The following is a 21,617-nucleotide window of genomic DNA, read 5'->3' on the forward strand; positions in this document are numbered from 1 at the left end:
AGGGTGGCTATACTCGGGCCGGACGTAGGTCCCGGGAGGATGCAGCCAATCCGAGTGGAGCAGGCCTGTGCCGTTATCCCCCGGACAGACAAGAAGGAGGTGCCTGGCGGTGAAGACCGTGTTGGCCATCTTCAGGCGAGATCTCTGGCGGATACTGCGCAATCCCGTAGCCCTGGTCGTGACCATCGGCGTGGCCGTGCTGCCCTCCCTCTATGCCTGGTTCAACATCATGGCCCTCTGGGACCCCTACAGCAATGCCAAAAACCTCCCCGTGGCTGTCGTCAGCATGGACCGAGGGGCACAATCCGCAGAAACCGGCAGGATCAACGCCGGCAAATCGGTCATCCAGGAGCTGCGTGCCAACAAAAGCCTGGGCTGGAAGTTCGTGGATGATGACAAGAGAGCCATCGACGAGGTCCACTCGGGCCAGTGCTATGCGGCCATTATCATCCCTGAACGGTTCAGCGCCGACCTGGTCGGTATCGTTGAGGGGACCGGGAGCAGGCCTGCTCTGGACTATTACGTCAATGAGAAGAAGAACGCCATCGCCCCCAAGGTGACCGACACCGGCGCTTCCACCATCGACCAGGAGATCAACACGGTCTTCGTTTCGGCCGTCAGCGACGCGCTGGCAGGAAAGGTCTTGCAGACCGCCGGCGATGCCCAGGGTGCAGCCGAGCAGAACCGCAGCCAGGTGGTGGGCGACCTGGGGGACATCATCGGCCAGCTGGATCGTACGGACGGCCAGCTTGACCGAATCGGTTCCACTATGAGCCAGGCTCGGCAGACCGTGGCCGGCTCCAAAAACGACATCAAGAACCTGCAGAGTCAAATATCGGCCGCCCAGGCCACCCTGAAGAAGGCCCAGGACCACATGACCAGGACCCGCGACGACAGTCTCCGCTTCTCCTCTGCTCTGAACCAGGCCCTGGCGGACGGGTCAGTGCAGCTGTCCAGCGCGGTCACTGATGTGAATACGGTAGCGGGCGGAATCACCGCCGACCTGAACGCCACTCAGGACAAGGTGGACCGGGTCAATTCCGGCCTGGGCCAGCTGGTCGATGCCAACGGAAAGGCCGTGGACCGGCTCCAGTCGGGCCTTGACCAGTCCGGACTGCGTCCTGGGGATCCGGCCTACGAGATCATCCAGCGGCAGATCGACGATCTGAAAAAAACCAACCAGCAGCAGAAGGCATCCCTGGATGCTTTCAGGAAGAACTCCTCGACGGCTCTGGACTCGGGCAAGCATGCCGCATCGGACCTGAGCTCGGCCATGACCGACACCGGCGACACAGGCATCAAGACCCTGACTTCGGCCAGCCAAAGCCTGACGGGGACCACCATGCCCAGCCTTCTTACCGGGCTGGACAACCTCAACGCCTCAAACGGCTCGCTTCAGGGTGCCCTGAGTAGCCTGTCCACCACGGCCGCCCAGACCGACGCCCTGCTGGATCAGCTGGATTCCACCATTGGCCAGGCGCAGTCGACCCTGTCCACCACCAGGACCTCTCTGGTCTCAGTCAGATCCGACCTGGAGGGGGTTCGCACCGATGTGGCCGCTCTGGGATCCTCGGCCGCCTGGAACCGGATGTCCCAGACCCTGGGATTGAGCCCGGAATCCTTCGGGAAGGCCATGGCCTCGCCGGTGGAGCTGGCCTCACACACGGTCTACCCGGTCAGCAACTACGGGTCATCCGTGGCGCCCTTCTATACCAATCTGGCCCTCTGGGTGGGCGGGTTCATCCTGATAGCCATCTACAAGCTGGAGGTCGACAAGGAGGGCATCCGCAAGTGCTCCGCCACCCAGGCCTATCTGGGCCGCTGGCTTCTGTTGGTCTTCGTCGGCTTCTTCCAGGCGCTGATCGCTACAGTGGGCGACCTGATGCTGGGCATCCAATGCCAGCAGCCGGCCCTGTTCGTCCTGGCCGGAGTCTTCGCATCCTTCGTCTACATCAACATCATCTATGCCCTGGCCGCCTCCTTCAGGCACATCGGCAAGGCCTTGGCCGTGGTTCTGGTCATTCTGCAGATACCTGGGTCCTCGGGCATGTATCCCATCGAGATGATGCCCGATTTCTTCCGCAATCTGAACCCTTGGTTGCCCTTCACCTATGGGATCAACGCCATGCGCGAGACCATCGGCGGCATGTACGGCAACCACTATTGGCAGGACATGCTCCACATCTTCTGGTATCTGCCGGCGGCCCTGCTGATCGGACTGGTGGTGCGGCGGTACCTGCTCAACCTGAATGCCCTCTTCGACCGGCGGCTCGGTGCAACCGACCTGATGCTGACCGAGCAGAACCATTCCGCTGACCGTCGTCTGAGCCTGGGCAGCCTGGCCCGCTCCATCCTGGGCGAGGGCGACTACCGTGCCGTCATAAGGCGGCGGGCGCATCGCTTCCTGGCCCTCTATCCAAGGCTGATCCGGGCTGGTCTGGCCTTGGTTCTGCTGCCGGTCCTCTTCCTTATCCTGCTGCTCAGCACCGAGGCCAAGATCGTCATGCTGATCGCCTGCATCGCCTCCATCGTCCTGATCGACGCCTACCTGATCATCGTCGAATACATCTGCGACAGCTATGTGCAGCAGTTAGGCCTGACCGAGCGCCCTGGCATGGACTTCCATGCCTTGATTCGTCCGCACAGGCAGGGTCCATCGGCCATGACGAGGCTGACCACGGCCGTGCGCGAATCAGTTTTGAATCGTGATGAGGAAGGCGCTCCCGAGGATGGTGATCGTCGATGAGGAACATCTGGAGGATCCTGCGCAAGGACCTGGCCGATGCCACCAGTAATGTCATCGCCATCATCGTCCTGATGGGTCTGATCATCGTCCCGGCCCTCTATGCCTGGTTCAACATCGCCGCCAGCTGGGACCCCTACAAGAACACCAAGGCCATCAAGGTGGCCGTGGCCAACACCGACAAGGGGTACAAGTCCGACCTGATCCCGGTCAGGATCAACGTGGGGGAGACGGTCACCAGCACCCTGCGGGCCAACGACCAGCTGGACTGGAGGTTCGTCAACCGCGATCAGGCCCTGGACGGGGTGCGCTCAGGCGAGTACTACGCTGCCATCATCATCCCCAAGGATTTCAGCGCGGACATGATGACCCTGTTCTCGCAGGATGTGAAGCACGCCAATCTCGAGTACTACCTGAACGAGAAGAAGAACGCTATCGCTCCCCACGTCACTGAGCAGGGGGCCGACACTGTGGCCACGACCATTGACAAGACCTTCGTCAAGACCGTGGGTCAGGTGGGGATCGACCTGGCCAGCCAGGTCTTCACATACTCCCAGAGCCCCCAGGTTCAGGATTATCTGGCCAGGACGACCAGCCACATCGACCAGATGTCACAGCGTTTGACCACCGCTTCCGGTCAGGTGAATGCTTATGCGGGCCTTCTGGACTCCTCCGGAAAGATGATTGACTCCACCGGCAGGATCCTGGGCCGGTCCGACTCCGCCATGGCCGATGCCAGGAAGGCCCTGAACCAGGGGACCAAGGGATCCAAGGATCTGGGCAAGTCCCTCTCCGGGTCGGCCCAGGCGGTCGACACCGCCCTTGACCAGGCCTCGGGCGCCTATGACACCATCAGCTCTAAGATCGACGACGCCTTCGACAAGGTGGGCCAGCAGAGCGATGCCGTCAGCAGCCAGCTGAATGATCTGAGCGAACGGATCAGAGACTCGGCGGCCGACTACGATCGGATGATTGCCAGCCTGGAGGATCTGCGCAGCACTGTGGAATCCGACTCCAATCTGACGGTGGAGCAGCGTCAGGCTCTTCTGACCGCCATCGATCAGGCCCAGGCCGGAATGCGTGCAGCTCAGGCAGCCCAGCGTGACCTGGCAGACCGGATCAGCCAGGCCTCTCAGACAGCCAAGGAAGGCAAGGACAAGCTGGGCGGACAGCGGCAGGATCTGAAGAATAGGATCGCCCAGGCCCGTGCCTCGGTGGATCAGGTCCGCACCCAGTACCGCAAGGATCTGAGGCCTCGCCTGGACGACCTGGCTTCCTCCATGGACACTGTGGTCACCTCGACCGACCGGCTGCTGACGGGCCTGGATGGGACCGTCAAGGGCGCCTCTGGGCTGACGGGACCTATGACCAATGACATCAGCCAGGCCAAGGACCAACTGGGTGAGATCTCTCAGCGTCTGGACAAGGCATCCAAGCGGCTGACCGACCTGGGGGGACACCTGACCCAGGCTTCGCAGGGCAAAGATACCCAGGAGGTCAAATCCCTGCTGAGCGGGGATTCCGAAACCCTGGCCGCGCTTCTGTCCTCGCCGGTCGGCATCCATCGGCATGCGGTCTTCCCTGTCATGAACTACGGGTCGGCCATGACGCCCTTCTACACCATCCTCTCCATCTGGGTGGGTGCCACCATTCTGGCAGCCATGATGAAGGTGGCCCTGTCAGACAAGAAAAAGGCCTTCGTCCTGCACCTGGACTCCCTGCAGGATGCCTGGAAGAGGGCCGATGACTTGGATGAGGATTCCGAGGGCCGTCGCTCCTGGGGAGCTTTCCGCCCCGAGTCGCCAGGCAACGCCCGTCGCTTTGGCCTTCAGCTTTACCAGGAGTACTTCGGCAGATTCGCGGTCTTCGCTCTGCTGGCCATCCTCCAGGGCTGTCTGATCGCACTGGGAGACCTCTTCTATCTGAAAGTCCAGTGCGTCCATCCGCTGATGTTCGTGTTGGTGGCGGTCTTCGCCTCATTCGTCTTCATGAATCTGATCTATACCCTGGTCGTCTCCTTCGGGGACATCGGCAAGGCCATTGCCGTCATCCTCTTGGTCATGCAGGTGGCCGGCTCGGGCGGCACCTTCCCCATGGAGACGCTGCCCGGATTCTTCCAGGGGGTCTATCCCTTCCTGCCCTTTGTTCACGCCATCGGGGCCATGCAGTCGGCTGTTGCCGGAGCCTATGGCATGGAGTTCTGGCATGAGATGGCCACTTTGGCTCTCTTCCTGGTGCCCTCGTTGCTGCTGGGGCTGGTCCTGCGCAAGCCCGTCATCCGCCTCAATGACTGGATCGTCAGAAACCTTGAGAGCACCCGGCTCATGTAGGGCCGAGTCCAACAGAAGGTGGTATAGGGTGAGAGCATGAGCGTCCAATTGGTTGAGGAACGCCGCTACGACCAAATCATGAAGGATCGTGTCCTTCCTGACCTGGCCTCCTGTCGCAGTGACGGATGGATGATCTCCCATGACGGCGGCGAGGACGGGGGAATCTTGTTGGACAAGGCCCATCTTAGCGGCGTGGATCCTTCCCGGCTTCTGCATTACGTTTGTTATGACAGGACGCTGTTTCGCCAGGGTGCAGTGGAGTCCGGCTCAGCGCGCGTGCGCGGGGCTGTAATCATCTCTTTCGGTTTTTCGGAATTCGCCGACAAGTATCAGGAGATGGCCTGGTACTTCCTTATGCAGGGGTATTCCGTCTGTATTCCTGAGCATTGGGGACACGGTTTCTCCGGCCGGGGCGTGAACGATCCCAGCCTGATCTGGGTGGATCATTGGCAGCGGTATGTGGCAGATTTGGCCGCTTTCTGCTCCCAGGTGGGCCAGCAGTATGCCCAGGACGAGCCCATGGTGCTCTATGCCCACTCCATGGGCGGCGGCGTGGCTGCGCGGATGCTGGAAACCTTCCCCTCCCTTATCGACAAGGCGGTCCTGTCATCGCCGATGATCGCACCGAGGACCGGGTTCATGCCCTCGGTGGCCTGGACGGCAACAAACGCCGCCTGCATAATGGGGCGCTCGCGCAGCATAGTTCCTGGGTTCGGCCCATTCCGTCCCGAGCTGGACATGGGCAAGTATCCCAATGGCAGCCAGGCCCGGGTGTCCTGGACCCATAAGTTACGGGCCAAGGAACTGCACTACCAGACCAGCGCCGCCACCTTCGGCTGGGTCAGGGAAAGCCTGGAGATGAGTCGGGCCATACTGCGTTCCGACCGTTGCAGTCGGGTGGAGACCCCTCTGCTGCTTTTCCAAGCTCAGCCCGACCGGTTTGTGCTGCCGATTCCCCAGAACCGTTTTGTAGACCAGGTCCAGCAGGGCGGCTGCCAGGCCACTCTGGTGCGCATCCCGGGCAGCATGCACGAGCTCTACCAGATGCCCGACAATGTTCTGAGACCTTACTTGGAGCGTATCTTCGACTTTTTCGACCAGCCCTGGCAGCTCGCTGACGACCGCTGATCAGACGCTGAGCAGATCGGCCAGCATAAAGTCAATGCCCTGCTTTTTTGCAGAGGCTAGTTCCCTGTACAGTTCTAAAGCTCTGACGAGCGCATCCGCATCATCCCAGTATTGATTCAGAAAAGGATATTTCTTGACATCACGGAAGTTGCGGTCGTCCCTGCCCAGCTCATCCTTGCAGAAGAGACTGGGCTTCAGTTTGCTGTTCTTTTTGCCACGATGGTGTGATTTCCAACTGTTGTACTCGTCCAGCTTGCCCTCGCGACAGACGATCAGCATCTCAATCTCGGGATGCGTGGTGACGTTGATGGTCCGGGCATGTTTGGCGTAAGGCTGGCGCAGCAAGGTGCGGTGGCCCAGCTTGTATACAGAGGATGGTCACGTTTCGTCCGTAATCCTGGGTCAGGAAGTCCCGAGCCAAGCCCTCACCGCTTCTGTCACAGGTTGACCAGGCATCGTCGTTGTAAGGATCGGTGATGATACGATTCCGATTGATGAAAGTCAGGTGCTTGGTGACCAGTTTGTCGACGATGACCTGCTCGGCTACGCCTTCGCATGAGAAGAGCACCGCATCGTCCCCGATGGCCCTTGCAAGTTCCTCCCGTCTGCTACGCATGATTTTCTTGCCTGGCTACCTGGCCGGCTACGTATTGGCGCATGGCCTTCAGTTCGGCTGCCTTGGGGGCGGTGCCTCCGATGTAGTTGGACAGGAAGACCTCACTGTGTTTGAGCTCCCCGCGCTTTACTGCCTCTGAGTAATTGATTGCCTCGATGCCCTTACGCTCGTCCTCGCCACGTCTGAGGAAGTAAATATTGTCCTTGCGCTGGATCAGGTCGAGCAGTTCTGCATAGTGGGTCGTGAATACCAGGGTGGCGCCATGAGGATTGCTGGTCGTAGACATGAAGAGGTTGATGATCATGCGTACCAGCTCCTTGTTGATACTGTTCTCAATTTCATCGATCAGCAGATAACCACCTGTGCGCAAAACCCGGATGGCCGCTTTGATGATCCGGGATCCACGGACTGTGCCCAGGGAGAGCAGTCCGGCCGTGTCCATGTTGGACATGACCACCTCTTGAGAGGTGCCAGCGAATCTCAGATGGGCGCGATGTTCCTGGTCGATGTGGAAGTAATCGATGCTGTCATCGAAGACGTGCAGCACGGGATCAGCGATGGTGTCGACCGGAACGATGGGAAAGTAGGTTTCTGGTCCGATGCGGGCGATGACCTGAGCGAGAGCCGTCCTGGTATAGGGCAGAACGATGCTGGAGTGAGGCGAGAGGTAGTCGAAGGCCTCCTTTGTCAGGTAGGCATCGGTGGTTGTATCTCCTGGAGATTGGGTTGCCAGACGCCGGACCTTGATCAGCTTTGAGCGTTGTTGGAAAGCGTCTGTATTGCGAAGTACGGACTTGGGCAGGGGCTTGCTTGGATATCGCCAAAGTTGTTCCTGAGAAAACTTATAAGTGCTATCTGCCAGTGGGTCCGTACTTTCATCGGCGTTGTCGTTCCGGACCGCATCCAGCTGTGACTTGAGCAGATAGAAGTGCTGCTTGGACTCAAATATCAGGGAGATCTGCAGGCTTGGCCCGAAGGCGCTGAGGGACCTGACGGAGGAAAGCATAGGACTGGCATCCTTGCTCAGGATGCTGACGGCCAGAGCCAAGGCATTGAGTGCCGTGGTTTTGCCGGATGCATTGATTCCCGTAAGGCACAGCACGTTCTGCGCGTAAATGTGACTAGTCGGATTGTTTTCCAGATAAGTCAGACCGTTGCCGGGGATTTTCGAGCGAACCTGGTCGCGGGCGTAAAGATCCAGGGCCAGGGTCTGGTTTTCGAAGGGTTCAAGTCCTTCGACGACCATTCTGAGCAGACGCATAATAACCACCAATATTCCTGTAGACATAAAATGTGTCTACAGGAATATGATACGCCTGCAATCCTACTTGTTGAGCACCTTTTGAGGATCGGCATCGAAGGTATCGACGCAGTTCTGCGAGCAGAAGTAGTAGGTCTTGCCCTGGTAGTCGCGCTTGGCCGCGGCTGTGTTGGGGTCGATGGTCATGCCGCAGACCGGGTCGGTGACCTTGTCCGTCGTCGCCTGATCCTGCTGCATGTCGTCATGATGATGGAAGAGTCCCATCTCATTTCCTTTCTCTTGGTTGTGTTCTTGGTGGTTGGAAATGTTGAGGTCCCTGGTCAGGGCATCCATGTCGATCGGCTTGGCCTCTTTGACGGGCCTGGCCTTCAGGGGTGTGTGCCGCAGCCGGTTGGCGTTGAGCACCACCGACAGTGAAGAGAAGGCCATGGCCGCGCCGGCGATCATTGGATTGAGCAGGAGGCCGATGAAGGGGTAGAGCACGCCGGCGGCGATGGGGATGCCCAGGCCGTTGTATCCGAAGGCAAACCAGAGGTTCTGATGGATGTTGCGCATGGTCGCAGCAGAGAGGTCGATGGCCTTGACGGCTGCGTTCAGGTCGCCTGAGACCAGGGTCACGTCGGCGGACTCGATGGCCACGTCCGTTCCGGTGCCGATGGCCATGCCCAGATCGGCCTGGGCCAGGGCAGGGGCGTCGTTGATGCCGTCGCCGATCATGGCCACCTTGTGTCCTTGGGCCTGAAGGGCCTTGACGATGCTCGCCTTGTCCTCGGGATGGATCTGCGCCACCACCCGGGTGACCCCTACCTGGCCCCCGACCTGCTCCGCGGTGCCCTGGTTGTCGCCGGTCAGCATGATGGTCTGGATGCCACGCTCGTTCATGTCGTGGATGGCCTGCTTGGAGCCGGTTTTGACCTGGTCGGTCACTGCCAGGACCCCGGCAAGCTTGCCGTCGATGGCTACGAAGATGGTCGTGCGGCCCTGATCCTCCCAGCTGCGGGCAGTGTCCAAGAGGGATTGCGCGCCAGTCCGGTCCGCTATTTCGTTCTCAAGTTCGATTCCCCTGCTCTCGAGCAGTCTGCGGTTGCCGACAAGAACATGCGGGGTTCCTTTGCCTGCCTCGAAGGAGCCAGAAGGGAAGGTCGCATCGATGCCAGCGCCGGTAACCGAGTCGAAGTCCTTGGCCGGGACCAGCTCCAGGTTGCGGTCCTTGGCAGCCTGGACGATGGCCTGGGCCAGGGGGTGCTCGGAATTGCTCTCGGCGCTCGCGGCCGCCTTGATCAGCAGGTCATCATTCATCCCCTGCACGCTCAGGGCATCAGCCAGTTCAGGCCGGCCCTGGGTTATGGTGCCGGTCTTGTCAAGGACGATGGTGTCGATGTCATGCGCTCCCTGCAGGGCCTCCGCCGACCGGTAGAGCACACCGGCACGGGCGCCGCGTCCGGTGCCGATCGTTACGGATAGGGGAGTGGCCAGGCCTAGGGCGCAGGGGCAGGCGATGACCAGGACGGAGACCGCCGCCACGATTCCGTATACTCCGCGGGGCATGGGGCCGAACGCCCACCAGGCCACGAAGGTCCAGAGCGCTACCAGGATGACTCCGGGGATGAAGATTGACGATATTCGGTCGGCCAGTTTCTGAATGGGCGCCTTGGAGGTCTGAGCCGTCTTGACCAGCCGGATGATCTGTGCCAGGACCGTGTCCTGCCCTACCTGGGTGGCCTTGTAGCGCAGGGAGCCCGTGCCGTTGACGGTGGCTCCGACCAGGGAATCGCCCTCCTGCTTGAGGACGGGCATGGGCTCGCCGGTCACCATGGATTCGTCCACTGAGGACGACCCGGATATGACCTGGCCGTCCACCGGCAGCTTCTCGCCCGGATGGACCTGAATCACGTCTCCGACGACCACATCGTCGACGGCGATCTCCTGGGCGGTTTCCCTGCCGTCCTGGCCGGTCCTCACCACGGTGGCGGTCTTGGGCCTTAGTCCGATAAGGGCGCGGATGGCATCGCCGGTGCCGCGACGGGCCCGCGCCTCCAGGATCTGGCCGAGGATCATCAGGGTAATGATGGTGCCCACGGCCTCGTAGTAGGGTTCACGGCTTCCCTCAGGCAGGAGTTGCGGGGCCACAGTGACCACCAGTGAGTAGAGGAAGGCTGTGGCAGTGCCCAGGGCGACCAGCGAGTTCATCTCCGGGGCCCGGTGCGCCAGGGCCAGCCACCCGGTGCGATGGATGGGCCAGCCCGAGTAGAACATCACTGGCAATATCAGGACAAGCTGGACCCAGGGGTTCATCAGAATGTGTGGCATGGGCAGGAACATGCCGAACATGGCTGGGATGAAAACCGGGAGCGTGAAGACCAGGGCTACGATGAATCGCCTGGTCAGGTCACGGATTTCTGCCGTGCGTTCCTGATCCGCCTCGTCCTGGTCGCTGCCGCCATTGGCCTGGGTGGATTCGGCTTGTGGGCGCTCACTTTGTGGCTGGCCGCCCTGTGGTTGGTTGGATTGTGCCTCGGTATTGCCGGTCTTGGGTCCGTCGGTGGCCCGGAGCATCCCGTGAAGCATGTTCATCCCGCAGGCGAAGGGATAATCGCCGGCCTTGGGCGGGGTCAGCTGGACGGTTGAGGTCTGAAAGGCAGGCAGGGTCTTGTCGATATTGAAGTCATTGAAGACCACGTGTGAGGAGCATTCCCCGCTCTCCTGGCGGTCGAAGACCAGCTTGACCGGCCGCCCGGCCTGAACCTGGATCAGCTGAGGGCTGTATCCGCCCTTGACTGTGATGTGGACGGTCTGGACGCCGTCCTCATCCTTGGCCTGGGTGGCCTTTCTGGGCGCGAAGAAGTACCAGATGATGCCCGCCGTGATGACCAGGGCTGCAATAAGGACCAGGAAGTTGCTCATGTGGCCCACTATACCCCCCAGGGGTATACTGATAGTGAATTTCGAGATGGGTTTCATGAATTCGAGTTAGTCCCGGCTCAACCATGAATGCCATTGACTAGGAATGGAGTGAATCGTGCCCGGATATGCCAATGACAAAAAGCGGACTATCACCAGACTCCGGCGTGTCGAGGGTCAGGTCAGAGCCATCGAGCAGATGGTCGAGTCGGATACCTACTGCATCGACATCCTCACCCAGATTGCCGCCTCGACCAGCGCCCTGAAGTCGGTGGCTCTGACCCTGCTGGACGACCACATGAACCACTGCGTCCGCGAGGCTGCCGAAAAGGGGGGCGAGGAGGCTGACGAGAAGATGCAGGAGGCTTCCGAGGCCATCGCCCGCCTGGTCCGCTCCTAGCAACCCCTGTCAGCCAGGCCTAATCCGCCAGAGAATAGCAGTCCATAAGCAACGGGTATAGGCATTCTTCCGGGAATCGCTGAACTTTCGCTTCTTTCCTGTTAGATTGAACCCCAACCCCAGACCGTTCGGTCCTGGGAAGAAGAGGTTGAAGGGGAGAGGCAATGTCGGAAACAAGTTGGGATTGGGCGGCCCTGATAGTGGTCGTCATTCTCTTTGCGGGGCTGGCCCTGCTGAGCAGGAAGACCAAGGTCAACTTCAGTTGGCGGGTCATCATAGCGACGGTACTGGGAATACTGGTAGGTGTGGGCTTCTCCGGTCACACCACCTATGTGGGGGCATTCGGCAACGTCTGGTCCGAGGTCATTTCGGCCCTCGTGGTACCCCTGCTGCTCTTCAGCATCATTGCCAGCATCAGCCGTATCGGAGGGTCTGGTCGGCTGAAAAGCATCAGTGTGAAGACCATCGTTCTGCTGCTGGTCAACACCTTCACAGCCGCCGTGATAGCCCTGGTTTTGGGGCTGCTCTTCCAGGTCGGCAAGGGGTTCAACCAGGCCCTGCCCAAGGAGGCCAAGCCTCACGAGGTGCCAGGAGTGCTCGATACCCTGGTCGGTCTCTTCCCTTCGAATCTGGCGGCAAACTGGGCCCAGAACCAGGTCATCCCTGTCGTGATCTTCGCCATCCTCCTGGCCGTCTCTCTGAACAAGGCTGCCTCAACCCCGCGCGGCGAGCAGAGCGTGGCCTCCTTCAAGGCTTTCGTGGAAGCCGGCAATGTGGTCCTGTCCAAGGCTACCCAAATCGTGGTCGGCTTCACCCCCTATGCGGTCCTGTCCCTGATCGCAGCCGCCATTGGTCGCAGCAACCTGAAGAGCCTTCTGCCCCTGCTTGCTGTTCTTCTGGTGGCCTACCTGGGTCTGGCCATTCAGCTCTTCCTGGTCCAACCCCTGATCCTGGCCCTGGTCGGTAGGGTCAATCCTCTGCCCTTCTTCCGCTCCCTTTGGCCGGCGGGCGTGGTCGCCTTCACCTCAGAGAGCAGCATCGGGACCATTCCTGTCACGGTCCGTCAGCTGCGCTCTGCCGGCGTTCCCGAAGAGACGGCCTCCTTCGTGGCTAGTCTGGGAGCCAATCTGGGCATGCCCGGATGCGCCGGACTCTGGCCCGTTCTCCTGGCGGTCTTCGCCATCAACGCACAGGGGATTCCTTACTCCCCCCTGCGTTTCGCCCTCCTGATCGTCTTTGCCCTGGTGGTTTCCGTCGGGACGGTAGGCGTGCCCGGCACAGCCACGATCACCGCCACCTCCCTATTCACGGCGGCTGGCCTGCCCGTACCATTCATCGCTATCATGCAGCCTATTTCCCAGCTGGTGGATATGGGCCGTACGCTGGTGAACGTGGCTGGTGCCGCCAATACGGCAGTCATCGTGGCCAGGACCGAGAACGAGCTGGACCTGGATCTTTACCAGGGCCGCAAGGTCTTCGACGACCAGGACATTGAAGCGGACGAGGAGATACAACAGTCGGCAGACTAGGCCCGTACGTGTTCCATTCCTGCGCACATGAGCAGGAAGGCGCCCACCCCGTGCATGTCGTTGATGCTGGTGGGTCGCTGGCAGTATTCCTCGTAGCTGCCGGGGCCGGTTCCTATGCAGATGTCGCCGATGAGGAGGTCATCTCCCTGCCACTCGAGGCTCGTTATGACCCCCTCATATCCTTTGTTGGCTACTTCCAGATAGGTCTTGTCCAGAATGCCTTGGTCTACGGCCTTGCAGATGGCGGCCACGAAGAGACAGGTGCAAGAGTTCTCGGGCCAGTTGCCCGCCTGGCCGACCTTGTCGAGAACCTGCCACCAACGGCCGTCGGGGCCCTGATAGCGGCAGACTGCGGTCAGCAGGTCGCGGACCAGGTTTCGCAGATCCTCGCGCCCCGGGTGGCTCTGCGGCAGCAGTTCCAGTTCATTGACTACTGCCATGGGCACCCAGCCGATGGACCGCCCCCAATATTCGGGCGAGAGACCTGTTACAGGGTCGGCCCAGGGTTCCTTACGATCGGGATCATAGGCGTGCCGCCAGAGCCCGGTTTCAGGTACGCGGGTTTTCCTCTGCATCAGGAGGGCCTGTCTGACGGCCTCGTCCACCAGATTCCTGCGTCCGAAGCGGGTACCGTATTCCACCATCATGGGGCCGCCCATATAGAGCCCATCCAGCCACATCTGCCGCGGTACTCCGTCGTTGTGCCAGAATCCGCCCTCGTCGTTCTTTGGATAGGCTTCAAGGTCGTCGGCCAACTGGTCCAGGCCGGTCTTGTACCGGGAGGATCCGAAATGGTCATAAAGGGGGAAGAGGAGGATGCCTGGCTGGATGTCGTCCAAGCATACGGGATCGTGGTTGAGCACGTGGCCCTGGTCATCCAGGTTGGATTCAATCCAACCCCTTATGTACTCCAGATAGGATTCGTCATTGTTGATCAGATAGGTTTGGTGCACTCCAGACAGAAGGACGCCCTGATGGTAGTGGAAATGGCGGATCGGCGGCAGGTCGGCCGGGTTCGGATACGTGCGGCGGAGTGTGTCGACCGCTGCCTGGGCATACTCCAGTGGTGTTGACGGGGTCTGAACCATGGTGCCTTCCTCGTTGATGGGCTGGTTTCATCGAACATCCTACTGTTTTGCAGCCCGGCCGTCTCCCCTGGGATTTCGGCCCGGAGTGTTGGAAATACAGGGTTGAAAGCTCCTGCAACTTTCTTGTCGCAGAACTCATTGCCTGATACTTTAAAGCCGAACCAGCGGTGGTGCTGTTCAGCCGTACATCTGCGGATGCGGCATACCCTACACAGTTTCCGCGAGCGCAACAGTCGGTGATGAGGAGGTCATCATGGAAGAGTTTTCCATGTCGAGGTTCTCTCTGAAGGGGAAGGTGGCCTTGGTGACCGGCGCTGTGTACGGGATCGGGTTTGCAATAGCCTCCGCCCTGCATGAGGCGGGCGCGACCATCGTTTTCAATGCTTCAAGGCGCTCATCGGTGGACAAGGGGACCCAGGCCTACAGGCAGGCAGGTATTCCGGCCCGGGGCTATGTCTGCGACGTGACCGATGAGGGTGCCGTGGTCGACATGGTCGACCGGATTGACAGGGAGGTCGGCACCATCGACATTCTGGTCAACAATGCCGGCATCATCAAGCGGATCCCCATGCTGAGCATGACTGTCGAGGACTTCCGCAAGGTGGTGGATGTGGACCTCATCGGACCTTTCATAGTTTCCAAAGCCGTCCTGCCGGGGATGATCCGGCAGAGACACGGGAAGATCATCAACATCTGCTCGATGATGAGCGAGCTGGGGCGTGAGACCGTCTCGGCCTATGCGGCTGCCAAGGGCGGATTGAAAATGCTGACCCGCAACATCTGTGCGGAATACGGCGGTGCCAACATTCAGTGCAATGCCATCGGACCTGGCTACATCGCCACCCCGCAGACCGCGCCTCTGCGTGAGCGTCAGCCCGATGGATCCAGGCATCCCTTCGATCAGTTCATCGTTTCGAAGACGCCCGCAGCCCGATGGGGGAATCCCTCGGACCTCCAGGGTCCTGCGGTCTTTCTGGCCTCGTCGGCCTCAGACTTCGTCAACGGGCAGGTGCTGTATGTTGATGGCGGCATTCTGGCCTATATCGGCAAGCAGCCTCGGTAAGGCCGCGGTAAGAAGCTTTCGGGCTGCCTGCCCGAGGGGGTGCAGGGGTTCAGACGGGTAGTGAAATCAATCAGTGCTGAGGGAGAGTAGGCAGAGCATGAAAGTAGCGTTGATCAACGAGAACTCGCAGGCCTCGAAGAACGCCCTGATTTTCGCGACCTTGAAGGAGGTCTGCGATCAGAAAGGGCTTCAGGCCTTCAACTATGGCATGTACGGCAAGGAGGGGGAGAGCCAGCTGACCTACGTGCAGAATGGCCTGCTGGCTTCGATCCTGCTCAACAGCAAGGCGGCTGATTTTGTCATCAGCGGGTGCGGAACCGGCCAGGGGGCCATGACGGCCCTGAACAGTTTCCCTGGCGTGGTCTGCGGGTTGGCCGTGGATCCGACTGACGCCTACTTGTTCAGCCAGATCAACGGGGGCAATGCCCTCTCGATCCCCTTCGCCAAAGGGTTTGGGTGGGGAGCCGAGCTGAACCTGAAGCTGATTTTCGAGCGTCTCTTTGCCGAGCCAGCCGGTGGCGGCTATCCCAAGGAGCGGGCGGTGCCGGAGCGTCGCAATGCCGGCATCCTGCGTGATGTAAAGAATCAGGTCTATCGTCCGTTGCCGGAGGTGCTGGAGCGGATTGACCAGGGCTTCCTTAAAGAGACCATTTCCGGCGAGCATTTTGCAGAGTACTTCATGGCCAATGCGGAGGATGGGAAGATCAAGGAGATGATTGCCGCTCGCCTGTGAAAGCCGTTTGGCAGGCGAGATATAAAAAGACGCCGTCGACAGGGAGGATTCCTTGCCAACGGCGTTTTGTTTGGTGCGAACGGAGGGAGTTGAACCCTCACGAGCATCAGCTCACTGCCACCTGAAGACAGCGCGTCTACCATTCCGCCACGTTCGCAGACAACTGGAAAGGCTAGCACGTTTGTCTATGCGGCGCAATAATGGCGTGTTGGTTCAGCCCTTGGATCCGTGGGCGTAGAACCGAGCCAGGGTCTCCTTCTTGTATTCGTCGAAGTAGCCGCCGTCGATGGACTGGCGGATCTCGTCCAGTAGCCTCACGAAGAATCGTTCGTTGTGAATGGTGGCCAGCGTGTAGCCGTTGAGCTCATGGGCGCGAAGCAGATGGTCGATGTAGGCCCGGGAGTAGTGGGTGCAGGTGTAGCAGTCGCAGTCTTCTTCGATGGGTCTGAAATCAGTCTTGAACTGGGCGCGCTTGATGTTCCAGCGGCCGTCACGGGTGAAGACGGCCCCGTTGCGCCCGCAACGGGCGGGGGATACGCAGTCGAAGGTGTCTCCGCCGTTCTCCACGCCCGCAAAGATATCGTCCACAGCGGCGATGCCCAGCACGTGTCTTGGCCGGGATTCGGGCATTTCGTCGCAGATCCAGGCGCAGGTCTGCCCCAGCAGCCGTTTCTCTATGGCACCGCCGATGCCCACGCCGTCGAAGTCCAGGGAGGCGATCTGGCGGGCGGCACGTCGGCGCAGATCCTCATAGTTGGCCCCCTGCACCACGCCGAACAGGGCCTGGTAGGGCTTGCCGGTCCGTGCCTGGGTCAGCCTGTGGTGCTCGTCCACGCAGCGTTTGGCCCAACGGAAGGTGCGCTCCACCGACTGCTCCTGGTAGGTGCGGGTGTTCATCAGGGTGGTCAGCTCGTCAAAGGAGAACATGATGTCGGCTCCGATGCGGTGCTGGATGCCCATGGAGATCTCGGCCGAGAAGCGGTGACGGTCGCCGTTGAGCGGGGACTTGAAGGTGACCCCGTCCTCGTCCACGAAAGCCAGTCGCTCCTTGCCTTCGGCGATCACCTGGTCCGACTTCATGCCGGTCACGTCCATGGCCAGGGTCTTCTTGAATCCCGCTCCCAGCGAGAGGACCTGGAAGCCGCCCGAGTCGGTGTAGGTGGGGCCGTCCCAGTTCATGAACCGGGCCAGGCCTCCTGCTTGGTCCAGAATGTCGGGGCCGGGACGTTCAAACAGATGGAAGGCGTTGGCCAGAAGGACCTGGGCGCCCAGCTGCTGCATTTGCTCGGGCAGGACGGCTTTCATGGCCGCCTGGGTGGCCACGGGGATGAATGCGGGAGTGTGGATGTCTCCGTGAGGAGTGTGGATGATGCCGGTGCGGCCGTAGCGGCGGCCATTGTGCCCCAGGCCATCGGGGCTGTCAGGCAGGCGGTTCAGGGTCTCGAATGAGAATGCGGCGCGGTCGCCGGGTCGGCCCGGCGTGGCTCCCAGCGGGTTGGTGATCAGGCTCATGGCTCCACTGTATCCAAGACATCCAACCGTTCTGTTGTGCCCTGTGTACAGTCGATGTGACTTTCATACAATGTCCAGACAACATTCAGCACTTCGCCTCTAGACTTGGAAGCAATACACGCGAGAACCCGCTTCGCCTGTCAGCCGGAAACAGCAAAAAGCGCGGGCGACGGGGTAGATTGACAAGCGTGACCGAATAGCAGGCAGCGGCATCGATCCAAAGGAGCAGAAATGGCTGAAGAGCACAAGGCCGACCCTTGGAGGGGCGGCGATGACGACCAGTCCTGGCAGCCAAGCCACATCGAGCGCGGGGCCGCCAATCAAGAGCAGGAGACGGGAGCTTCCACAGACCAGACCGACTCTGCTCAAGTCCCCGCGCCAGAAGAAGGGGATCAGCAGACTCAGGCTTGGGACCAGAGGCCCACGACCCCTATTGCCATGCCTGGCGGCGATGCACGACCCGCGACTACGGAAAACGGGTCGAATGGCGATAGCGGCACCGGGGCTTCAGCCTCCGCCTCCAGTGGCTCGGCCACTGGGCAGGATGCGCCGACGCAGCAGCAGCCTTATTATCGGCCTGCGCCCGAGTATGGAGCATACGCGCCAGCAGGCTCACGTCCGCCTGCCAACAATCAGGGTCAGCAACAACCCAATCAACAACCCAACCAGCAGCCTAACCAGGGATATGGCTCAGGTCCTCAGCAGGGCTTCTTCGGGCAGTACGGCCAGCCAGGCCAGTTCGGTCAGAACGGCCAGCCACGTCAGAACGCCGGCCAGAACCCCCAGGGCGGCCAGCCTTCCGGCCAGGGCCCCTATGTGCCTTTCGGATCCGGCGGCCTCAACGGTCGGCCTGGTCCCGCCCACAACGCCAGCAGCAACATGAGCGGCACGGGCAAGTACGTCTTCACCGCCGTGGTGGCTGCCCTGGTGGCTGCAGCTCTCATGCTGGGCCTGGGCTGGGCGGCTCTGTCCAACGGATGGATCACCTTGCCCTCGTCCTCCTCGCTGAGCGGAGTCTCCTCCAACTCCTCGGGCCAGGGCACAGCCAAGGTCGAAGGCGGGCAGGCTCCTGACTGGCAGGGCATCAGCAAGCAGGTCTCCGAGTCCGTGGTCTCCATCCAGGTGCAGACCAAGAGCGGGGTCGGGGCCGGATCAGGCGCGGTCTTCGACACCCAGGGCCATGTGGTCACCAACAACCACGTGGTCGATGGCGCCCAGGAGATTCACGTCACCCTCTCCAACGGGCAGATGTACACGGCCAAGGTGGTCGGCACCGACACTACTGCCGATCTCGCCATCCTCAGCCTGGATCAGGCGCCCTCCGACCTGAAGCCTGTGAAGTTCGCCGACTCCGAAAAGCTGGCCGTGGGCGAGAACGTCATGGCCATCGGCAACCCCCTGGGCTACGAGAACACGGCCACCACCGGCATCGTCTCGGCTCTGAACCGCCCGGTCTCGGTCATGGACGAGAGCAACAACAACCCCATCGTGACCAACGCGATCCAGTTGGATGCGGCCATCAACCCCGGCAACTCGGGCGGCCCCACCTTCAATGCGGCCGGCGAGGTCATCGGAATCAACTCCTCCATCGCATCCATGGCTTCCTCCAAATCCGAGGCGGGATCCATCGGCATCGGATTCGCCATCCCATCCAACCTGGTCAAGCGAGTTGCTGATGAGATCATCAAGGACGGCAAGGCCAAGCACGTCTCCCTGGGCGTCACCATCCAGAGCAGCACGGCCCAGGCCGACGGGGTCACCCGCGGCGGTGCAAAGGTCACCAATGTGGTTTCGGGCTCCCCGGCTGACAAGGCCGGCATCAAGGTCGGGGACACCATCGTGGCCTTCAATGGCCATGCTGTCAACAACAACTACTCCCTGCTGGGCTTTGTCCGGGCTGCAGCCTTCGGCGACTCGGTCAAGATCACTGTGGTGCGCGACGGCAAGACCGCCGAGGTGAACGCCACCTTGGACAGCGAGGAGAAGACCGTTCAGGGCAAGCCCAGGACCAACAGGAGGAATTCGGACGGCAGCGGCCAGGACGGCGACTCCGGCCAGGGCGGTTCGGGCGACGACGATGACTCCATGGATCCCTTCCGCTTCTTCTTCGGGCAGTGATCCGGGATTGAACCCAGGGGCCGCATCCGTCACTTTGGCGGGTGCGGCCCCTTGTCGTATCCGCCGTACACCGCTGGCCCTGGCGCGGTATAGGCTTGAAATGTCAAGAGCAGAAGAGAGCCGTGATCCGGCTACGGCTGTCAGGTAGACGAGTCCGGAGCGGGGAAGTGGTCATGTCAAAAGTCCTGAGTTTCGCCAAGAAAGTCCCCATGCTTTGGGTGGTTCTGGTCTGCGGGCTGGTCATGGGCCTGCTTTGGCACCCCTATCGCCAGGCTGCCCAATGGCTGGTCGCCGTCCTGGTGGCCGTCTCGTTGGTGGATACCCTCAAGGGGATGATCGATGACGTGCGCCAGGGCCACGTGGGTGTGGACATCCTGGCCGTGGTCGCCATCCTCTCCACCCTCGCTGTGCAGCAGTACTGGGCCAGTTGGGCCGTGGTCCTCATGCTTTACTCGGGCGATGCCATCGAGCAGTACGCCGGGAACAAGGCGCAGAACAACCTGACCGTGCTGGTCCAGGCTGCACCCCAGGTGGCCCATGTGGTCCAGGCAGAGTTGCCAGAGGGGGAGCATGCCCTTCCCAAGGAGAGCGACTGGAGCACGGTGGATGTCGATAAGGTCCGTCTGAACGACCTCCTGGTGGTCAAGCCCGGCGAGACCGTGCCCGTTGATGGTGAGCTGATCAGCCCGACCGCCACCCTGGACATGTCCACCATCAACGGCGAGCCCATGCCCCGCAGGCTCTACCAGGACGCCCAGGTCATGTCCGGAGCGGTCAACGGTTCGGGCACCTTCCTGATGCGGGCCCGGCAGCTGGCGCGGGACTCCCAGTACCAGCGAATCCTCAGCCTGGTGCGCTCCGCCCAGAACTCCCGGGCTGCAGTCGTCAGAACAGCCGACCTGATGGCGGTCCCCTTCACCGTGGTGGCCTTCATTATCGCCTGCGTGGCCTGGATCATCTCCGGCGTGCCGACCCGGTTCGCCCAGGTTCTGGTCCTGGCAACCCCCTGCCCTCTGCTGATTGCCGCCCCTGTGGCCTACATGGCCGGGACGGGAAGGCTGGCCAAGGCGGGGCTGCTGATCAAGACCCAGGATGTGATCGAGAATCTGGGCCGGGTCTCGCACATCTTTTTCGACAAAACCGGCACGTTGACCGTAAAACGTCCCCAGGTGTCCAAGATTGACCTGCCAGACGGTGGGAAGCAGAAGGTGGATACGGACCGGATTCTGGCCATGGCGGGTGCTGTGGAGTCCTACTCGGTCCACATCCTGGCCAATGGAATAGCCGAGGCCGGGGCCGCCGCCCAGGAGCGACTGCGGGCACAGAGCAAGGGCCAGACCCATCTGCATGCGCGGGAGGTTCGGGAGGACTCCGGCAACGGGGTCCAGGGCCAGGTCGACGGCCACCAGGTCAAGGTGGGCAGGGCCCAGTTCGTGGCAGACGGGCATTCAAGTGATTTATTCGGCCCCCTGGCGCCTGATGAGATGGCCTCCTACGTCTCTATCGATGGGGTCTTGGCCGCCAGGGTAGTCATGAAGGACGTGCCCAGGTCGGATGCCGCCCGGACCATTACCCAGCTGCGGGAGTTGGGCATCACCCGTCTATCCATGGTCACCGGCGACAAGGAGGACTCGGCCCGGATCATCGCCGACCAGGTGGGCATCACCGACGTGCATGCCGGCCTCTTCCCCGAGGACAAGGCCGATCTGATCGCCAAGGCTTCCAGGGAGGAGCCCAACCGTCAGCCATTCTGGGACATCTGGCTGTCCAAATTCCTTGGTGAGTCAGTGACCAAATCCATCACCCTGATGGTGGGGGACGGTGTCAACGATGCCCCGGTCCTGGCCGCCGCCGACGTGGGCATGGCCATCACCGACGGGACCACTACGGCCGCCTCCGAGTCCGCCCAGGCCGTGATCATGAACGACGACATCGCCTGTCTGTCCAGGTCGATCACCATCGCCCGCAGGACCAAGCGGGTCATGCTCCAGGCGGTCATGCTGGGGCTGACCCTGGCCACGGTGGGTATGCTCTGCGCCGCTTTCGACCTGATCCCAGTGGTTGTCGGCGCCTTTACACAGGAGGCCATCGACGTGGTTTCCATCCTCTGGGCCCTGACTGCACTGATAGACCGGGACTAAGGCTATTCGCGACGCTTGGTGAAAGTCCCGGGGATGGAGCCCAACTAGCTCTGT

15 protein-coding genes and 1 tRNA gene are annotated in these 21,617 nt (G+C 61.2%); 9 read left to right on the forward strand and 7 right to left on the reverse strand.

Features of this window, described 5'->3' with window-relative positions; genetic code table 11:
* Positions 1–109: 109 nt before the first annotated feature.
* Genes H3V09_RS08530 through H3V09_RS08540 form a run of 3 tightly spaced genes read left to right on the forward strand, consistent with a single transcriptional unit; the run spans position 110 to position 6,201 of the window.
* A complete protein-coding gene (locus tag H3V09_RS08530; RefSeq protein ID WP_198191666.1) occupies positions 110–2,746 on the forward strand; it encodes a YhgE/Pip family protein in 2,637 nt (878 codons plus the stop codon).
* Positions 2,743–5,073, forward strand: a complete 2,331-nt coding sequence (locus H3V09_RS08535; RefSeq protein ID WP_198191667.1) for a YhgE/Pip domain-containing protein — start codon at positions 2,743–2,745, stop codon at positions 5,071–5,073. The genes H3V09_RS08530 and H3V09_RS08535 overlap by 4 nt, the downstream gene beginning before the upstream one ends.
* A gap of 36 nt (positions 5,074–5,109) precedes the next feature.
* Positions 5,110–6,201 carry an alpha/beta fold hydrolase gene (locus H3V09_RS08540; protein WP_110424680.1) on the forward strand — a complete coding sequence of 364 codons (1,092 nt, stop codon included), beginning with the start codon at positions 5,110–5,112 and terminating at the stop codon, positions 6,199–6,201.
* Here H3V09_RS08540 and H3V09_RS08545 read toward each other — a convergent pair whose 3' ends face one another.
* From H3V09_RS08545 to H3V09_RS08560, 4 genes are all read right to left on the reverse strand, one after another.
* A complete protein-coding gene (locus H3V09_RS08545) occupies positions 6,202–6,546 on the reverse strand; it encodes a hypothetical protein (RefSeq protein WP_198191668.1) in 345 nt (114 codons plus the stop codon).
* A complete protein-coding gene (locus H3V09_RS08550) occupies positions 6,482–6,817 on the reverse strand; it encodes a hypothetical protein (protein ID WP_198191669.1) in 336 nt (111 codons plus the stop codon). Before H3V09_RS08550 ends, H3V09_RS08545 begins: the two co-directional genes overlap by 65 nt.
* Positions 6,810–8,078: an AAA family ATPase gene (locus tag H3V09_RS08555; RefSeq protein ID WP_198199053.1), complete on the reverse strand. Its 1,269-nt coding sequence runs from the start codon at positions 8,076–8,078 to the stop codon at positions 6,810–6,812. Before H3V09_RS08555 ends, H3V09_RS08550 begins: the two co-directional genes overlap by 8 nt.
* Before the next feature lie 63 nt (positions 8,079–8,141).
* Positions 8,142–10,982, reverse strand: a complete 2,841-nt coding sequence (locus H3V09_RS08560) for a heavy metal translocating P-type ATPase (RefSeq protein WP_198191693.1) — start codon at positions 10,980–10,982, stop codon at positions 8,142–8,144.
* 115 nt (positions 10,983–11,097) lie between these two features.
* On the opposite strand from H3V09_RS08560, the gene H3V09_RS08565 reads away from it, so the two are divergent.
* Positions 11,098–11,379 carry a metal-sensitive transcriptional regulator gene (locus tag H3V09_RS08565; RefSeq protein WP_024627554.1) on the forward strand — a complete coding sequence of 94 codons (282 nt, stop codon included), beginning with the start codon at positions 11,098–11,100 and terminating at the stop codon, positions 11,377–11,379.
* A gap of 164 nt (positions 11,380–11,543) precedes the next feature.
* Positions 11,544–12,908 (forward strand): dicarboxylate/amino acid:cation symporter, encoded by a 1,365-nt coding sequence (locus H3V09_RS08570; RefSeq protein ID WP_198191671.1) that lies wholly within the window; start codon positions 11,544–11,546, stop codon positions 12,906–12,908.
* On the opposite strand, the gene H3V09_RS08575 is transcribed toward H3V09_RS08570, so the two are convergent.
* Positions 12,905–13,996: a glycoside hydrolase family 88/105 protein gene (locus H3V09_RS08575; RefSeq protein WP_198191672.1), complete on the reverse strand. Its 1,092-nt coding sequence runs from the start codon at positions 13,994–13,996 to the stop codon at positions 12,905–12,907. The two genes, H3V09_RS08570 and H3V09_RS08575, sit on opposite strands and share 4 nt — an antisense overlap.
* Before the next feature lie 253 nt (positions 13,997–14,249).
* Between H3V09_RS08575 and H3V09_RS08580 the strand changes: the two genes are divergently transcribed.
* Positions 14,250–15,059, forward strand: a complete 810-nt coding sequence (locus H3V09_RS08580) for a gluconate 5-dehydrogenase (protein ID WP_198191673.1) — start codon at positions 14,250–14,252, stop codon at positions 15,057–15,059.
* A gap of 97 nt (positions 15,060–15,156) precedes the next feature.
* Complete coding sequence (locus H3V09_RS08585; protein WP_110424686.1) at positions 15,157–15,792, forward strand: RpiB/LacA/LacB family sugar-phosphate isomerase; 636 nt, start codon at positions 15,157–15,159, stop codon at positions 15,790–15,792.
* A 71-nt stretch (positions 15,793–15,863) separates the two neighbouring features.
* On the opposite strand, the gene H3V09_RS08590 is transcribed toward H3V09_RS08585, so the two are convergent.
* Positions 15,864–15,949 (reverse strand) — tRNA-Leu (locus tag H3V09_RS08590).
* A 56-nt stretch (positions 15,950–16,005) separates the two neighbouring features.
* On the reverse strand, positions 16,006–17,304 hold the full coding sequence (gene tgt, locus H3V09_RS08595; RefSeq protein ID WP_198191674.1) for a tRNA guanosine(34) transglycosylase Tgt: 1,299 nt from the start codon (positions 17,302–17,304) through the stop codon (positions 16,006–16,008).
* Positions 17,305–17,535: 231 nt separating this feature from the next.
* Here tgt and H3V09_RS08600 point away from each other — a divergent pair, with 231 nt between their 5' ends.
* Positions 17,536–19,422, forward strand: a complete 1,887-nt coding sequence (locus H3V09_RS08600; protein ID WP_198191675.1) for a S1C family serine protease — start codon at positions 17,536–17,538, stop codon at positions 19,420–19,422.
* Between the two features lie 173 nt (positions 19,423–19,595).
* On the forward strand, positions 19,596–21,563 hold the full coding sequence (locus H3V09_RS08605) for a heavy metal translocating P-type ATPase (RefSeq protein WP_198191676.1): 1,968 nt from the start codon (positions 19,596–19,598) through the stop codon (positions 21,561–21,563).
* The last annotated feature ends 54 nt before the right edge of the window (positions 21,564–21,617 follow it).

This window comes from Bifidobacterium sp. M0399 (assembly GCF_016100595.1).
GTDB classification, from domain to species: Bacteria; Actinomycetota; Actinomycetes; order Actinomycetales; family Bifidobacteriaceae; genus Bombiscardovia; species Bombiscardovia polysaccharolytica.

What these genes read in the sequence shown, in the direction of transcription:
- H3V09_RS08575 (WP_198191672.1), bottom strand. Translation starts at nt 13,996, where the DNA reads ATGGTTCAGACCCCGTCAACACCACTGGAGTATGCCCAGGCAGCGGTC.
- H3V09_RS08570 (WP_198191671.1), top strand. Translation starts at nt 11,544, where the DNA reads ATGTCGGAAACAAGTTGGGATTGGGCGGCCCTGATAGTGGTCGTCATT.
- H3V09_RS08600 (WP_198191675.1), top strand. Translation starts at nt 17,536, where the DNA reads ATGGCTGAAGAGCACAAGGCCGACCCTTGGAGGGGCGGCGATGACGAC.
- H3V09_RS08605 (WP_198191676.1), top strand. Translation starts at nt 19,596, where the DNA reads ATGTCAAAAGTCCTGAGTTTCGCCAAGAAAGTCCCCATGCTTTGGGTG.
- H3V09_RS08550 (WP_198191669.1), bottom strand. Translation starts at nt 6,817, where the DNA reads ATGCGTAGCAGACGGGAGGAACTTGCAAGGGCCATCGGGGACGATGCG.
- tgt (WP_198191674.1), bottom strand. Translation starts at nt 17,304, where the DNA reads ATGAGCCTGATCACCAACCCGCTGGGAGCCACGCCGGGCCGACCCGGC.
- H3V09_RS08555 (WP_198199053.1), bottom strand. Translation starts at nt 8,078, where the DNA reads ATGCGTCTGCTCAGAATGGTCGTCGAAGGACTTGAACCCTTCGAAAAC.
- H3V09_RS08560 (WP_198191693.1), bottom strand. Translation starts at nt 10,982, where the DNA reads ATGAGCAACTTCCTGGTCCTTATTGCAGCCCTGGTCATCACGGCGGGC.
- H3V09_RS08540 (WP_110424680.1), top strand. Translation starts at nt 5,110, where the DNA reads ATGAGCGTCCAATTGGTTGAGGAACGCCGCTACGACCAAATCATGAAG.
- H3V09_RS08585 (WP_110424686.1), top strand. Translation starts at nt 15,157, where the DNA reads ATGAAAGTAGCGTTGATCAACGAGAACTCGCAGGCCTCGAAGAACGCC.
- H3V09_RS08535 (WP_198191667.1), top strand. Translation starts at nt 2,743, where the DNA reads ATGAGGAACATCTGGAGGATCCTGCGCAAGGACCTGGCCGATGCCACC.
- H3V09_RS08580 (WP_198191673.1), top strand. Translation starts at nt 14,250, where the DNA reads ATGGAAGAGTTTTCCATGTCGAGGTTCTCTCTGAAGGGGAAGGTGGCC.